Here is a 13,785-nt window from a genome sequence, read left to right as displayed (position 1 = left end):
GCCCGGTTACATTCCGAACCCGGAAGCTAAGCCTTTCAGCGCCGATGGTACTGCAGGGGGGACCCTGTGGGAGAGTAGGACGCCGCCGAACAATCTTTCAAAAGGACCCTTGGTCCTCAGCGTTCACGCTGAGGACCAAGGGTCCTTTTTGTTTTGCACCTCTTTTACGCCGAAGCGCGGCCATGGGCTGGTTGCGCGAGAATGACTAGCGGTACCCCGAAGACAGGAGTCACACCCATGTCCAACTCTCCCGACGATCGTCCGGAGCGCGAGCCTCGTCGCAACGACGGCGGTGACAGGGGCGGCTACCGCGGGGGCCGTGACGACCGTGGCGGTGACCGTGGTGGCTTCCGCCGCGACGACCGCGGTGGTCGGCCCGCCGGTGGCGGCTTCCGCCGTGACGACCGTGGCGGCCGTCCCGCCGGCGGTGGCTTCCGCCGTGACGACCGTGGCGGCGACCGTCCGTCCTACCCGCGTCGCGACGACGAGCGCGGTGGTTTCCGTGGCGGTCGTGACGACCGTGGTGGCGACCGCCCCTCGTACCCGCGTCGTGATGACCGTGGTGGCGACCGCCCGTCGTACCCGCGTCGCGACGATGAGCGCGGTGGTTTCCGTGGTGGCGACCGTCCGTCCTTCCGCCGTGACGACCGTGGTGGGGACCGTCCGTTCTCGCCGCGTCGCGACGACGACCGTGGTGGTTTCCGTGGCGGTCGTGACGACCGTGGTGGCGACCGTCCCTCGTACCCGCGTCGTGATGACCGTGGTGGCGACCGCCCGTCGTACCCGCGTCGCGACGATGAGCGCGGTGGTTTCCGTGGCGGTCGCGATGACCGTGGTGGCGACCGTCCCTCGTACCCGCGTCGTGATGACCGTGGGGGCGACCGTCCCTCGTACCCGCGTCGCGACGATGAGCGTGGCGGTTTCCGTGGCGGTCGTGACGACCGTGGTGGGGACCGTCCGTCCTACCCGCGTCGTGATGACCGTGGGGACCGTCCGTCGTACCCCCGTCGTGACGACGAGCGCGGTGGTTTCCGTGGCGGTCGTGACGACCGTGGCGGCGACCGCCCCTCCTTCCGCCGTGACGACCGCGGTGGGGACCGTCCGTTCTCGCCGCGTCGCGACGACGACCGTGGCGGTTTCCGTGGCGGTCGTGACGACCGTGGCGGCGACCGTCCGTCCTTCCGTCGCGATGACCGGGGTGAGCGTCCGTCCTACCCCCGTCGCGACGACGAGCGCGGTGGTTTCCGTGGCGGTCGTGACGACCGTGGCGGCGACCGTCCCTCCTTCCGCCGTGACGACCGGGGCGACCGGGGCGACCGTCCGTCCTACCCCCGTCGTGACGACCGGGGCGACCGTCCCTCGTACCCGCGTCGCGACGACGACCGGGGCGGCTTCCGTGGTGGCCGTGACGACCGTGGCGGCGACCGCCCGTCCTACGGCCGCCGTGACGACCGGGGCGGGGACCGTCCCTCGTACGGCCGCCGTGACGACCGGGGTGACCGTCCGTCCTACCCGCGTCGCGACGACCGGGGCGGCGAGCGTGGTGGCTACCGTGGCGGCCACGATGACCGCGGTGGTTTCCGTGGTGGTCGCGACGACCGCGGCGGCCGCGAGTTCCGTGCCGACCGCGACCGGGACCCGGTCAAGCGGCTCCCGATCGACGAGGACGTCACCGGCAACGAGATCGACGCCGATGTGCGCCAGGAGCTCCTGAGCCTGCCCAAGGGCCTGGCCGAGGAGGTCTCGCGCAACCTGGTCATGGTCGCCCGGCTGATCGACGAGGACCCCGAGCAGGCGTACGCGTACTCCCGCATCGCCCTGCGTCTGGCCTCCCGTGTCGCCGCCGTGCGCGAGGCCGCCGGCTTCGCCGCCTACGCGACGCAGAAGTACAGCGAGGCGCTCGCCGAGTTCCGTGCCGCCAAGCGGATGACCGGTTCCGTCGAGCTGTGGCCCGTCATGGCCGACTGCGAGCGCGGCCTCGGCCGTCCCGAGCGGGCGCTGGCCATGGCCGGTGAGCCCGAGGTGCAGAAGCTGGACAAGGCCGGGCAGGTCGAGATGCGTCTCGTCGCCGCCGGCGCCCGCCGGGACATGGGCGAGCTCGACGCCGCCATCGTGACCCTGCAGAGCCCCGAGCTCGCCTCCAACACCGTGCAGCCGTGGACCGCCCGCCTGCGGTACGCCTACGCGGACGCCCTCCTGGCCGCCGGCCGTGAGGACGAGGCGCGGGAGTGGTTCGCGAAGACCCTCGAAGCGGACAAGGACGGGGCGACGGACGCCTCCGACCGCCTGGCCGAGATCGACGGCGTGGAGTTCGTGGACGCCGCCGCGGTCGAGGACGACGCGGACGTCGAGGACCTCGGTGACGAGGACGACGAGGACGAGGACGCGGCCGAGGTGGCCGCCGCCGAGCGTGCCGCCGACCAGACCGAGTACTACGACGAGGACGACGAGGAGTACGAGCCGGCCGCCGGCGCCGGCTCCGACGTCGACCTCACCGACGAGACCCCGGTCGTCGAGGACGACGAGCGCGAGGCGCGCGACAAGGCCTGATGAGGCCTGATGCCGGAAAGGGCGGCACCCCCTCGGGGGTGCCGCCCTTTCGCATGTCCGGGGGACGGGGGACGGGGGACGGGGACGGGGGACGGGCGCGTCAGCCCAGGCTGCGCAGGACCAGGCCCGTGGCCGGCTTCGGGCCGAAGGAGGTGGACTTGCGGGGCATGGTGACGCCCTGGCGGGCCAGGTCCCGTACGACCTCCTCGCGCACCGGGTGCAGCAGCACGGCGGTGCCGCCGTGGCGTTCGGCCATCGCGACCGTGGCGGCCGCGTCGTGGATGTACGCGATGTGGTCCGGGGCGTCCGGGACCTGCCACAGGGCGTCCAGCAGCGAGGCGTGCAGCACCGTGGCGTCCAGCCGGCGCCAGGCCTCCGGGCGGTCGCGGCGGACGGTGCGCTCGATCAGGGCCGGATCGGGGTCGGTGACCAGGTGGAACGTGCCGTCGCCGGTCAGTAGGAAGGCGTTGCCGCGCTCCGAGGCGTCCGCCAGGGCTTCCAGGGCCAGCGGGAGGGGCCCGTCGACCGGGCGGACCCGGAAGGAGCCCTCGGCCTTCGCCAGGGCCTCGGCGAGCGGCAGGCGCCGCAGCATGCGGTGGATGGCGCGGACCTGGAGCGGGTAGCGGGCGGTGTCCACGAGGAGGACCAGGCCGAAGTCCCAGGGGGTCGGCGAGCCGTGCTCCTCCTGGAGGCGCAGGTAGGTGGCCCAGCGGTGGTGGCCGTCGGCGATGAGGGCCTGGCGGTGGGCGAGGTCGCCGGTGACGACGGCCACCTCGGCGGGGTCGGTGACGGCCCACAGGCTGTGCCGGAACCCGTCCTCGGTGACCGTCGACAGCAGGGGCTCGCGGGTCGTGGTGGCCTCGACGACCGCGTCCGCCCCGGCGCCCGGGCCGTCACCGCGGTAGGTGAGGAGGAGGGGTTCGAGATTGGCCGAAGTCGCGCGCATGAGGCCCGCGCGGTCGGTCACGACGTCCGGCATGACGTCCTCGTGGGGCAGCACGACGCCGTCCTCGGCGGTGGACAGGGCCAGGGCGCCGATGATGCCGCGCTGGAGGAGTCCGGCCCTGCGCTGCTCGTAGACGTAGAGCGCGGGCTGCGGGTCGGCGCTGAGGACGCCCTGGGCGAGCCAGTCGCTCAGGGTGCGGGCGGCCTGTTCGTTGCGCTCCGCCGGGGTGCCGGCCTGCGGGAGGATGAGCCGGACGATGTTGTGCGGATCCGCGGACTCGAGGTAGTCGACTCCGTCGGGGCGTACGACCACGTCGTACGGCGGTGAGGTGACCGCCGCCAGGCTGCCGACGCGCTCCGGGACGTAGCGCAGGCCGTGGAAGGGGGTCAGGCGCAGCCCGTGCTCCGCGTTGCCAGGTGTGGTCATTGGTGCATGGTAAGACCCGCTTCGCGATACGGGATGGCCGGGGGAGTGACGGGGTAGTGCAAACTCGGACAAGATCGATCGTACGAAGTGAAGCGGCACCACAGTCCTGAGCGTTTTGAGAACGGTTATTGAGGAGCGGCCAGATGACCCGGCAGAGCAGGACCAGTCCCGCGGGCAGTGAGCGGCGTCTGCACCAGGCGTACGACACGGCCCTGCTGGACCTGGACGGGGTGGTGTACGCGGGCGGGCACGCCATCGCGCACGCGGTGGACTCGCTCGCGGCGGCCCGGGCCGACGGGATGCACCTGGCGTACGTCACCAACAACGCGCTGCGGACCCCCGAGGCGGTCGCGGAGCACCTGTGCGAGCTGGGGATCCCGACCGAGGCGGGCGAGGTGATCACCTCGGCGCAGGCGGTGGCCCGGCTGATCGCGGAACAGGTGGAGCCGGGTTCGAAGGTGCTGGTGATCGGCGGGGAGGGGCTGAGGGTCGCGCTGCGCGAGCGCGGGCTGGTGCCGGTGGAGTCCGCCGACGAGGAGGGGCTCGCGGCGGTGGTCCAGGGCTACGGCGGGCCCGGCCTGGAGTGGGGGCGCTTCGCGGAGGCGGCGTACGCGATCAACCGCGGGGTGCCGTGGTACGCGTCCAACACGGACCTGACGATCCCGGGCGCGCGCGGGATCGCACCGGGCAACGGGGCCGCCGTGGAGGTCGTACGGATCGCCACGGGAGCGGAGCCGCAGGTGGCGGGCAAGCCGCTGCCGCCGATGCACCGGGAGACGGTGCTGCGGACCGGGGCGCGGCGCCCGCTGGTGGTCGGCGACCGGCTGGACACCGACATCGAGGGGGCGTTCAACGGGGACGTGGACTCGCTGCTGGTGCTGACCGGGGTGACGGACGCCGGGCAGCTGCTGCGGGCCGAGCCCCGGCACCGGCCCACCTACGTGGACCGGGACCTGCGCGGGCTGCTGACCGGGCAGCCGGAGGTGGCGGAGCGGCAGGGGGCCTGGAGCTGCGGCGGCTGGAGCGCGGCGCACGAGGGCAGCGGCCTGGAGCTGACCCGGGTCGCGGAGGGGGAGGCGGATCCGCTCGACGGGCTGCGGGCGCTGTGCGCGGCGGCCTGGTCGGCGGCCGGGGACGGGGCCTACACCGGGGACGTGGAGAAGGCGCTGGCCGTACTGGGGTGGTGAAGGGGTGAACGGGGGGCGTTCGGCCGTTCAGGGGATCATCCGGGGCGCAGGGTAGGCTAACCTAACCTTCGTGTTGGCTGAGAGTCCCCCCGAAACCGAGCGGATCGCGCCGCCGCCGGCCGTGGCCCGTCCGCGCCACGGCCGGCGGGTCGCCGGTCTGCTGATCGCCCTCGCCGTACTGGCCCTGGTCGCCGTGGCGAGCATCGCCGTCGGCGCCAGGGCCATGCCCCTCGGCGACGTCTGGCACGGGCTGTTCCACTACGGCGGCACCACCAACGACGTGGTCGTACGGGACCTGCGGGTCCCGCGCACCCTCCTGGGGGTGATGGTCGGGCTCGGACTCGGCCTGTCCGGTGCGGTGATGCAGGCCCTGACCCGCAACCCCCTCGCCGAGCCCGGCATCCTCGGCGTCAACGCCGGCGCCGCGGCCGCCGTGGTCTCCGCCATCAGCTTCTTCGGGGTGAGCACGCTCTCCGCGTTCGTCTGGTGGGCCTTCCTCGGCGCCGCCGTGGTCTCCGTCGTCGTCTACGTGCTCGGCGGCAGCCGCAGCGCCACCCCGGTGCGCCTCGCGCTCGCCGGTACGGCGGCCAGCGCGGCCCTCGTCGGCTACATCAACGCCGTCCAGCTGATGGACAGCCAGGCCCTCGGCAAGCTCCGCTTCTGGACGGTGGGTTCGCTGGCCTCGGCCAACATGGACACCGTCCGCCAGGTCGCCCCCTTCCTGCTGGCCGGAACCCTGCTCGCGCTGACGCTGGGCCGGTCCCTCAACGCGATGGCCATGGGCGACGACACCGCCCGGGCGCTGGGCGCGCACCTGACGCGGACCCGGATCGCGGCGATGGCCGCCATCACCCTGCTGTGCGGGGCCGCGACCGCCGCCTGCGGGCCGATCGTCTTCGTCGGGCTGATGATCCCGCACCTCGCGCGGCTGATCACCGGGCCCGACATGCGCTGGGTGCTCGCGTACTCGGCCGTCCTGTCGCCCGTGCTGCTGCTCGGCGCCGACGTGGTCGGACGGGTCGTCACCCGGCCCGGCGAGCTCCAGGTCGGCATCGTCACCGCGCTCGTCGGCGGCCCCGTCTTCATCCACCTGGTCCGGCGCAAGAGGATGGCCCAGCTGTGACCGACATCCGGATCCGCGCGGCCGCCCGGCCGCGTACCCTGCGCGGCCCCGGCGGGACCTCGCTGCGCGTCGAACCGCGCGCGCTGCTCGCCGGGCTGCTGCTGCTCGCCGCGACGCTGGTGCTGGCGGTCGTCCTCATCGGCACCGGCGACTTCGAGATAGCCCCGGGGGACGTGATCCAGACCCTGCTGGGCAACGGCGCCCCCGCCGACGACTTCATCGTCAACGACCTGCGGCTGCCGCGGGTCCTGGTCGCGATCCTGGTGGGCGCGGCCCTCGGGATGTCCGGGGCGGTCTTCCAGTCCGTCTCGCGCAACCCCCTCGGCTCTCCCGACATGCTCGGCTTCGGGTACGGCTCGGCCGTCGGCGCGCTCGTCGTCATCACCCTGTTCAAGGGCGGGGCCACCGAGGTCGCGCTGGGCGCGGTCGTCGGCGGGGTGCTGGCCGGCGTCGTGGTCTACGTCCTCGCGTACAAGAAGGGGATCCACGGGTACCGGCTGGTGCTGGTCGGCATCGGCGCCTCCGCCGTCCTCGTCGCCGTGATCCAGTACCTGATCGCCAAGGCGGAGCTCATCGAGGCGACCCGGGCGATGGTCTGGCTGACCGGCTCGCTGGCCGGCCGGGACTGGGCGCAGGTCTGGCCGCTGCTGGTGAGCTGCGCGCTGCTGTTCCCGCTGGTCCTCGGGCAGGGCCGGGCCCTGCGGGTGATCGAGATGGGCGACGACGCCGCGTACGCCCTGGGCGTGCCGGTGGAACGGACCCGGATGCTGCTGATGCTGGCGGCGGTCCTGCTGACCACGGCGGCCGCCGCCGCGGCCGGCCCGATCAGCTTCGTCGCGCTGGCCGCGCCGCAGCTGGCGCGGCGACTTACCCGCTCTCCCGGCCCGAACCTGCTGACCGGCGCGCTGATGGGCACCGTCCTGCTGCTGGCCTCCGACCTGGCCTCCCAGCGGGCCTTCGGCGCGGACCAGCTGCCGGTGGGCGTGGTCACGGGCCTGGTCGGCGGGGTCTACCTGCTCTGGCTGCTCGTCACGGAGCGCAAGGCGGGACGGATATGACGGACACGACGCACACCGACGGGCGCGGCCCGGCCGAAACGAGGAGTACGCAGGTGCAGAGGCTGACCGCGGAGAACGTCACCCTCGGCTACGACCAGCGGGTCATCGCCGAGAACCTCTCGGTGGAGATCCCCGACCACTCCTTCACGGTGATCGTCGGCCCCAACGCCTGCGGCAAGTCCACGCTGCTGCGCGCCCTGTCGCGGATGCTCAAGCCCACCGCCGGACGGGTGCTGCTGGACGGGCGGGCCATCACCTCGACGCCCGCGAAGCAGGTGGCCCGCACGCTGGGGCTGCTGCCGCAGTCCTCGGTGGCCCCCGACGGGATCACCGTCGCCGACCTGGTCGCCCGGGGCCGTTATCCGCACCAGGGGCTGCTGCGCCAGTGGTCGGAGCGGGACGAGCGGATCGTGCTGGAGTCGATGGCCTCCACCGGGGTCGCCGAACTCGCCGACCGGGCCGTGGACGAGCTGTCGGGCGGGCAGCGCCAGCGGGTGTGGATCGCCATGGCGCTGGCCCAGGAGACCCCGCTGCTGCTCCTCGACGAGCCGACGACCTATCTGGACATCCAGCACCAGCTGGAGGTCCTCGACCTGTGTGCCCGGCTGCACGAGGAGCGGGGCCGGACCCTGGTGGCGGTCCTGCACGACCTCAACCAGGCGGCCCGCTACGCCACGCACCTGATCGCCCTGCGCGGCGGGGTGGTCGTCGCCGAGGGGCCGCCGGCTGAGGTGGTCACCGCCGGGCTGGTGGAAGAGGTGTTCGGGGTGCGCTGCCGGGTCATCGACGACCCGGAGACCGGGACGCCGCTGGTGGTCCCGGCGGCCCGGCAGGCCCGTGCCAAGGCGGGCGTCTGAGCCAGGGCGGGCGGTCTGAGCCGGGGCGGGCGTCTGAGCCGGGGCGGGCGGTCTGAGGCCAGGGCGGGGTTCGAGGGGCTACAGGAGGCTCTTGAGGCGCAGGAGGTCGCGGAAGCCGGCCTCCAGGCGGACCCGGCCCGAGGCCCAGGCCTTGGCGAACTTCAGCTGTCCGTCGACCAGCGCGAGCAGGTCGTCGCCCGACATGGCGAGCCGGATCTCGGCCTTGGAGCGGGGCGGGCCGGGGGTCAGGGCGTCCACCCGGATCCGGCCGCCTTCGAGGCGGCCGGTGAAGGTCACGTCGAGGTCGGTGATGTGGCAGCTCAGGGAGCGGTCGAGGGCGGCCGCGCCGCGCACGTCGCCGTCGGCGCCCGCGAGGTTGTCGGAGAGTCGGTCGAGTGCCGCGCGGCACTCCTGGATCGTAGCCATGGTGCCCTCGACCGTACCGCAGAGCCGTGCGTGGCAGGGGCGGTGCTTCGGGGTAGCGTCGGGAGCATGACCGACGAAGTGTCCGGGGGTCTCCCGGACGTCCCCCGGGAGCCCGCCGAGCCCGCCGGGCCCGCGCCGCTGGGCCTCGTACGCACCCCCACCGGCCACCCCGGGATCGACGCGTACCTGGAGCGGCTCGCGGACGCGGACCACCTGGCGGCGGACGGGCACGTCGAGGTGTACGAGGATGTACACAGGGGACTGCGTGAGGCGCTGACGGCGCTGGACGCACAGCCCGTCCCCGGTCCGTACGAAAACAGGAGCTGAACCGAACGTGGCAGGAGTGGCACGCCGCCGCCTGGACGCCGAACTGGTACGCCGCAGCATGGCCCGCTCGCGGGAGCACGCGGCCCAGCTGATCGCCGCGGGCCGGGTGACCGTCGGCGGCACCACCGCGACCAAGCCGGCCACCCAGGTCGAGACCAGCGCGGCCCTCGTCGTCCTCAAGGACGACGGCGACCCCGACTACGTCTCCCGGGGCGGCCACAAACTGGCCGGCGCGCTCGCCGCCTTCCGGCCGCTGGGGCTGGCCGTCGAGGGCCGCCGGGCGCTGGACGCGGGCGCCTCGACCGGAGGCTTCACCGACGTGCTGCTGCGCGCGGGCGTGGCCCACGTCGTGGCCGTGGACGTCGGCTACGGGCAGCTGGCCTGGTCGCTGCAGAGCGACGGGCGGGTGACCGTCAAGGACCGGACGAACGTGCGCGAGCTGACGCTCGAACTGATCGACGACGTCCCCGTGGACCTGGTCGTCGGCGACCTGTCGTTCATCTCGATCGGCCTGGTGCTGCCCGCCCTGGTGCGGTGCACGGCGCCCGGCGCCGACCTGGTGCTGATGGTCAAGCCGCAGTTCGAGGTGGGCAAGGAGCGCCTCGGCAGCGGCGGAGTGGTCCGCAGCCCCGAGCTGCGGGCCGAGGCCGTGCGGGAGGTCGCCGCGCAGGCCTGGAAGCTGGGCCTGGGCGTGCTGGGGGTCACCGCGAGCCCGCTGCCCGGGCCGTCGGGGAACGTCGAGTACTTTCTGTGGCTTCGGGCGGGGGCACCGGCACTCGACCCGGGGGATGTCGACCGTGCAGTGGCGGAGGGGCCTCAGTGACAGATTCGTCATCGTCAGCGTCAGAGGGTTCGAAGGGTGCGGAGCTCCCGGGGGGACCGGGGGCGGGGGAGCCGGAAGGGCCGCGCACCGTCTTCCTGGTCGCCCACACCGGGCGGCCCGCGGCCATACGCAGCGCCGAGCTGGTGGTGCTGGGGCTGCTGAAGTCGGGGATCGGGGTGCGGGTCCTCGCGCACGAGGCGCGGGACCTGCCGCTGCCGCCCGAGGTGGAGCTCGTCGGCGAGTGCACGCCCGAGGTGCTGGCCGGCTGCGAGCTGCTGATCGTGCTGGGCGGGGACGGGACCCTGCTGCGCGGGGCGGAGTTCGCGCGCGGGTCGGGGGTGCCGATGCTGGGCGTCAACCTGGGCCGGGTGGGCTTCCTCGCCGAGGCCGAGCGCGACGACCTCGACCGGGTGGTGGACCGGGTGGTGCGCAAGGCGTACGAGGTCGAGGAGCGGATGACCCTCGACGTCCTCGTCCGGACCAACGGTGACGTGGTCCACCGGGACTGGGCGCTGAACGAGGCCGCCGTCCAGAAGGTGTCCGCCGAGCGGATGCTGGAGGTGGTCCTGGAGATCGACGGGCGGCCGGTGACCGGCTTCGGGTGCGACGGCATCGTCTGTGCGACGCCGACCGGCTCGACGGCGTACGCCTTCTCGGCGGGCGGTCCGGTGGTGTGGCCGGAGGTGGAGGCGCTGCTGATGGTGCCGATCAGCGCGCACGCCCTGTTCGCGAAGCCGCTGGTCACCTCGCCGGACTCGGTGCTGGCGGTGGAGGTGCAGACCGGGACCCAGCACGGGGTGCTGTGGTGCGACGGCCGGCGGACGCTGGAGCTGCCCGCCGGGGCGCGGGTCGAGGTCCGGCGCGGGACGGTGCCGGTGCGGCTCGCCCGGCTGCACCACGCGTCCTTCACGGACCGGCTCGTGGCGAAGTTCGCGCTGCCGGTGTCGGGTTGGCGCGGCGCACCGCACTGAGCACGCCACCGGACCCGCTATTAGCACACCCGTTCGGAAAACTCCGGGCGGGTGAGGTCACATGGCACCCGCGAAACCTCGGTATGGTCGTCCCGTGCTTGAGGAGATGCGGATACGGTCACTCGGGGTCATCGACGACGCGGTGGTCGAGCTGTCGCCCGGTTTCACCGCGGTGACCGGCGAGACCGGCGCGGGCAAGACGATGGTCGTCACCAGCCTCGGGCTGCTGCTCGGCGGCCGGGCCGACCCGGCCCTGGTGCGGATCGGGGCCAAGGCGGCGGTGGTCGAGGGCCGCGTCGTCCTGCGCCCGGACGCGGCCGCCGCCGTGCGCGCCGAGGAGGCCGGGGCCGAGCTCGACGAGGGCGCCCTGCTGATCAGCCGGACGGTGTCCGCCGAGGGGCGCTCGCGCGCCCATGTCGGCGGCCGCTCCGTACCCGTCGGCCTGCTCTCCGAGCTCGCCGACGACCTGGTCGCCGTCCACGGGCAGACCGACCAGCAGGGCCTGCTGCGGCCCGCGCGCCAGCGGCAGGCCCTCGACCGGTACGCCGGCGACGCGGTCGCCGTCCCCCTGGAGAAGTACGCGGGCGCCTACCGGCGGCTGCGGGCCGCCTCCGCCGAACTGGAGACGATCACCACCCGCGCCCGGGAACGGGCGCAGGAGGCGGACCTGCTGCGCTTCGGCCTGGACGAGGTCGCCGCCGTCGAGCCGCTGCCCGGCGAGGACGCCGAGCTGGCCGCCGAGGCCGAACGGCTCGGCCACGCCGAGTCCCTGGCCTCCGCCGCGCAGGCCGCGCACGCGGCCCTCGCCGGCGACGTCGAGGACCCGGAGGGCGTCGACGCCAACACCCTCGTCGCCGGCGCGCACCGCGCCCTGGAATCCGTACGCTCCCACGACCCGGTCCTCGGCGCGCTCGCCGACCGGATCGGGGAACTGGGCATCCTGCTCGGCGACGTGGCCGGCGAGCTCGCCGGGTACGCCGACGACCTGGACGCCGATCCGCTGCGGCTGGCCGCCGTCGAGGAGCGGCGGGCGGCGCTGACCCAGCTGACCCGCAAGTACGGGGACTCCATCGACTCCGTGCTGGACTGGGCCCGCAAGGGCTCGGCGCGGCTGCTGGAGCTCGACGGCGACGACGAGCGGATCGAGGAGCTGACCGCCGAGCGGGACGCGCTGCGCGCCGAGCTGTCCCAGCTGGCCCAGGCGCTGACCGACGCCCGGACCGAGGCCGCCGAGCGGTTCGCCGCCGCGGTCACCGCCGAGCTGGCCTCCCTGGCCATGCCGCACGCCCGGGTGACCATCGACATCCGCCAGACGGAGGACCCCGAGGGCGTCGAGGTCGGCGGCCGGCCGGTCGCGTACGGGCCCACGGGCGCGGACGAGGTCGAACTGCTGCTCGCCCCGCACCCGGGCGCCCAGCCCCGGCCGATCGCCAAGGGCGCCTCCGGAGGTGAGCTCTCCCGGGTCATGCTGGCCGTCGAGGTCGTCTTCGCCGGCACCACCCCCGTGCCCACGTACCTCTTCGACGAGGTCGACGCGGGCGTCGGCGGCAAGGCGGCCGTCGAGATCGGGCGGCGGCTGGCCAAGCTCGCCAAGACGGCCCAGGTCGTCGTCGTCACCCACCTCCCCCAGGTGGCGGCCTTCGCGGACCGGCAGCTGCTGGTCGAGAAGACCGTCGACGGCTCGGTCACCCGGTCCGGGGTCACGGTCCTGGAGGGCGAGGAGCGGATCCGCGAACTCTCCCGGATGCTCGCCGGCCAGGAGGACTCACAGACGGCCAGGGCCCACGCCGAGGAACTCCTCGCGGCGGCACGGGCGGACGGCTGAGACGGCGGATCGTTAGCCCGTGTGGGTGAGGCTGGGGGGCGCACTGCGGTATCCCGTACGGGATCCGTACCCGTATGGTCCCGGAACGCGCGTGCGGACTGGCATCCTGGGCGACGTCCCTGACCCCTCACCCTGGAGCTTCCGCCCGTGAGCAGCTCCCCGGCTTCGGTACCGCCGCCCGCCCTGCCGTACGGGCGGCCGCCGCTGCGCACCGTCCAGGTCCTCGGGGGCGCGGGCGCCGGCAGCAGCGCGCACGTGCGCTCCCTCACCACGGGGCTCGCGGCGCGGGGCGTGCGGGTGACCGTGTGCGCCCCCGTCGCGGCCGAGGGGGAGTACGACTTCACCGGCGCGGGGGCGGAGTTCACCCCCGACGCGGTGAGCGCCCTGCGGGCCGCCTGCGCCGGGGCCGACGTGGTCCACGCCCACGGCGTCCGCGCCGGGATGCGGGCCGCCCTCGCCCTGCGGGGCCGGGGCCGCCGCGCCCCGCTGGTGGTCACCTGGCACGGCAGCGCACCGGACGCGGGCCCGCTGGGGCGCCTCGGCCGCCTGCTGGAACGTCACGTGGCCCGGGCCGCGGCGGTGGTCCTGGGCTCCTCCTCCGACCAGGTCGACCTCGCCCGGAAGCGGGGCGCGCGGGACGCCCGGCTCGCGGCGGTCGCCGTACCGGCGGCGCCGGCGGCAGCCGAGGCGGGCAAGATCCGGGCGGAACTGGGCGTGGTGGAACGCCCGTTGGTCATCGCCGTCGGTAGCCTCGTCGCCCGGCGCGGGTACTCCGTCCTGCTGGACGCGGCGCGGGCCTGGCGGGTGCTGGAGCCGGTGCCGCTGCTGGTGATCGCGGGGGAGGGGCCGCTGCGGCCCGAACTGACCCGCCGCATCGAGACGGAGGGCCTCCCCGTCCGCCTCCTGGGCCGCCGCCACGACGCCGACCGCCTGCTGGCGGCGGCGGACGTCGCCGTTCTGCCCAGCCGCTGGGAGGGCCGCTCCCTGCTGGCGCAGGAGGCCCTGCGGGCGGGGGTGGCCCTGGTGGCGACGGAGGTCGGCGGGATCCCGGAACTGGTCGGAGACGCGGCTGTCCTGGTCCCGTACGGCGACTCCGGCGCCCTGGCGGGCGCGGTCGCCGGCCTCCTGGACGACCCGGACCGCCGCGCGGCCCTCGCCCTCGCCGGCCGCGCCCAGGCGGCGACCTGGCCGTCGGAGGACGACACGGTGGCGCAGGTCCTGTCGGTGTACGACGAGTTGATGGAACGGCAGCGCTGAACGCCGCGG

The 13,785-nt window shown here is 74.4% G+C and carries 12 protein-coding genes, 1 rRNA gene and 1 pseudogene; 12 read left to right on the top strand and 2 right to left on the bottom strand.

Features of this window, described 5'->3' with window-relative positions; translation table 11 throughout:
- The 3 genes and pseudogenes from rrf to ABT403_RS36950 all read left to right on the top strand — a co-directional run.
- Positions 1–91: ribosomal RNA gene (rrf, locus tag ABT403_RS36960) — 5S ribosomal RNA — on the top strand; the annotation flags it as partial.
- A 167-nt stretch (positions 92–258) separates the two neighbouring features.
- Positions 259–1,602, top strand: a pseudogene (locus tag ABT403_RS39115) (hypothetical protein); the annotation flags it as partial.
- Between the two features lie 93 nt (positions 1,603–1,695).
- A complete protein-coding gene (locus ABT403_RS36950) occupies positions 1,696–2,550 on the top strand; it encodes a tetratricopeptide repeat protein (protein WP_344169182.1) in 855 nt (284 codons plus the stop codon).
- Between the two features lie 100 nt (positions 2,551–2,650).
- Here the strand turns inward: ABT403_RS36950 and ABT403_RS36945 are convergent, their stop codons facing one another.
- On the bottom strand, positions 2,651–3,922 hold the full coding sequence (locus tag ABT403_RS36945) for a DUF1015 family protein (protein ID WP_344168815.1): 1,272 nt from the start codon (positions 3,920–3,922) through the stop codon (positions 2,651–2,653).
- 143 nt (positions 3,923–4,065) lie between these two features.
- Between ABT403_RS36945 and ABT403_RS36940 the strand changes: the two genes are divergently transcribed.
- The 4 genes from ABT403_RS36940 (at position 4,066) to ABT403_RS36925 (ending at position 8,147) form a co-directional block, all read left to right on the top strand.
- A complete protein-coding gene (locus ABT403_RS36940) occupies positions 4,066–5,109 on the top strand; it encodes an HAD hydrolase-like protein (protein WP_344168818.1) in 1,044 nt (347 codons plus the stop codon).
- A 163-nt stretch (positions 5,110–5,272) separates the two neighbouring features.
- Positions 5,273–6,232, top strand: a complete 960-nt coding sequence (locus tag ABT403_RS36935) for a FecCD family ABC transporter permease (RefSeq protein ID WP_425580338.1) — start codon at positions 5,273–5,275, stop codon at positions 6,230–6,232.
- Positions 6,229–7,290: a FecCD family ABC transporter permease gene (locus ABT403_RS36930; protein ID WP_344168821.1), complete on the top strand. Its 1,062-nt coding sequence runs from the start codon at positions 6,229–6,231 to the stop codon at positions 7,288–7,290. Before ABT403_RS36935 ends, ABT403_RS36930 begins: the two co-directional genes overlap by 4 nt.
- Positions 7,287–8,147 (top strand): ABC transporter ATP-binding protein, encoded by an 861-nt coding sequence (locus tag ABT403_RS36925; RefSeq protein WP_344168824.1) that lies wholly within the window; start codon positions 7,287–7,289, stop codon positions 8,145–8,147. The genes ABT403_RS36930 and ABT403_RS36925 overlap by 4 nt, the downstream gene beginning before the upstream one ends.
- 78 nt (positions 8,148–8,225) lie before the next feature.
- On the opposite strand, the gene ABT403_RS36920 is transcribed toward ABT403_RS36925, so the two are convergent.
- Positions 8,226–8,573 carry an SCP2 sterol-binding domain-containing protein gene (locus ABT403_RS36920; protein WP_344168827.1) on the bottom strand — a complete coding sequence of 116 codons (348 nt, stop codon included), beginning with the start codon at positions 8,571–8,573 and terminating at the stop codon, positions 8,226–8,228.
- 66 nt (positions 8,574–8,639) lie between these two features.
- Here ABT403_RS36920 and ABT403_RS36915 point away from each other — a divergent pair, with 66 nt between their 5' ends.
- The 5 genes from ABT403_RS36915 to ABT403_RS36895 all read left to right on the top strand — a co-directional run bounded on the left by ABT403_RS36915 (position 8,640) and on the right by ABT403_RS36895 (position 13,776).
- Positions 8,640–8,900 carry a hypothetical protein gene (locus ABT403_RS36915; RefSeq protein WP_344168830.1) on the top strand — a complete coding sequence of 87 codons (261 nt, stop codon included), beginning with the start codon at positions 8,640–8,642 and terminating at the stop codon, positions 8,898–8,900.
- A gap of 7 nt (positions 8,901–8,907) precedes the next feature.
- Positions 8,908–9,723 (top strand): TlyA family RNA methyltransferase, encoded by an 816-nt coding sequence (locus ABT403_RS36910; RefSeq protein WP_344168833.1) that lies wholly within the window; start codon positions 8,908–8,910, stop codon positions 9,721–9,723.
- On the top strand, positions 9,720–10,694 hold the full coding sequence (locus tag ABT403_RS36905; protein WP_344168836.1) for an NAD kinase: 975 nt from the start codon (positions 9,720–9,722) through the stop codon (positions 10,692–10,694). Before ABT403_RS36910 ends, ABT403_RS36905 begins: the two co-directional genes overlap by 4 nt.
- Positions 10,695–10,800: 106 nt before the next feature.
- Entirely contained in the window at positions 10,801–12,519 is a 1,719-nt protein-coding gene (recN, locus tag ABT403_RS36900) for a DNA repair protein RecN (RefSeq protein ID WP_344168839.1), read from the top strand.
- A 147-nt stretch (positions 12,520–12,666) separates the two neighbouring features.
- On the top strand, positions 12,667–13,776 hold the full coding sequence (locus tag ABT403_RS36895) for a glycosyltransferase family 4 protein (RefSeq protein ID WP_344168842.1): 1,110 nt from the start codon (positions 12,667–12,669) through the stop codon (positions 13,774–13,776).
- The last annotated feature ends 9 nt before the right edge of the window (positions 13,777–13,785 follow it).

Source organism: Streptomyces sp. NPDC000075 (assembly GCF_040301925.1).
Classification (GTDB): domain Bacteria; phylum Actinomycetota; class Actinomycetes; order Streptomycetales; family Streptomycetaceae; genus Streptomyces; species Streptomyces polychromogenes.
Note: the sequence above shows the minus strand (reverse complement) of the source record. Positions and strands in the feature narration are given on the sequence as shown.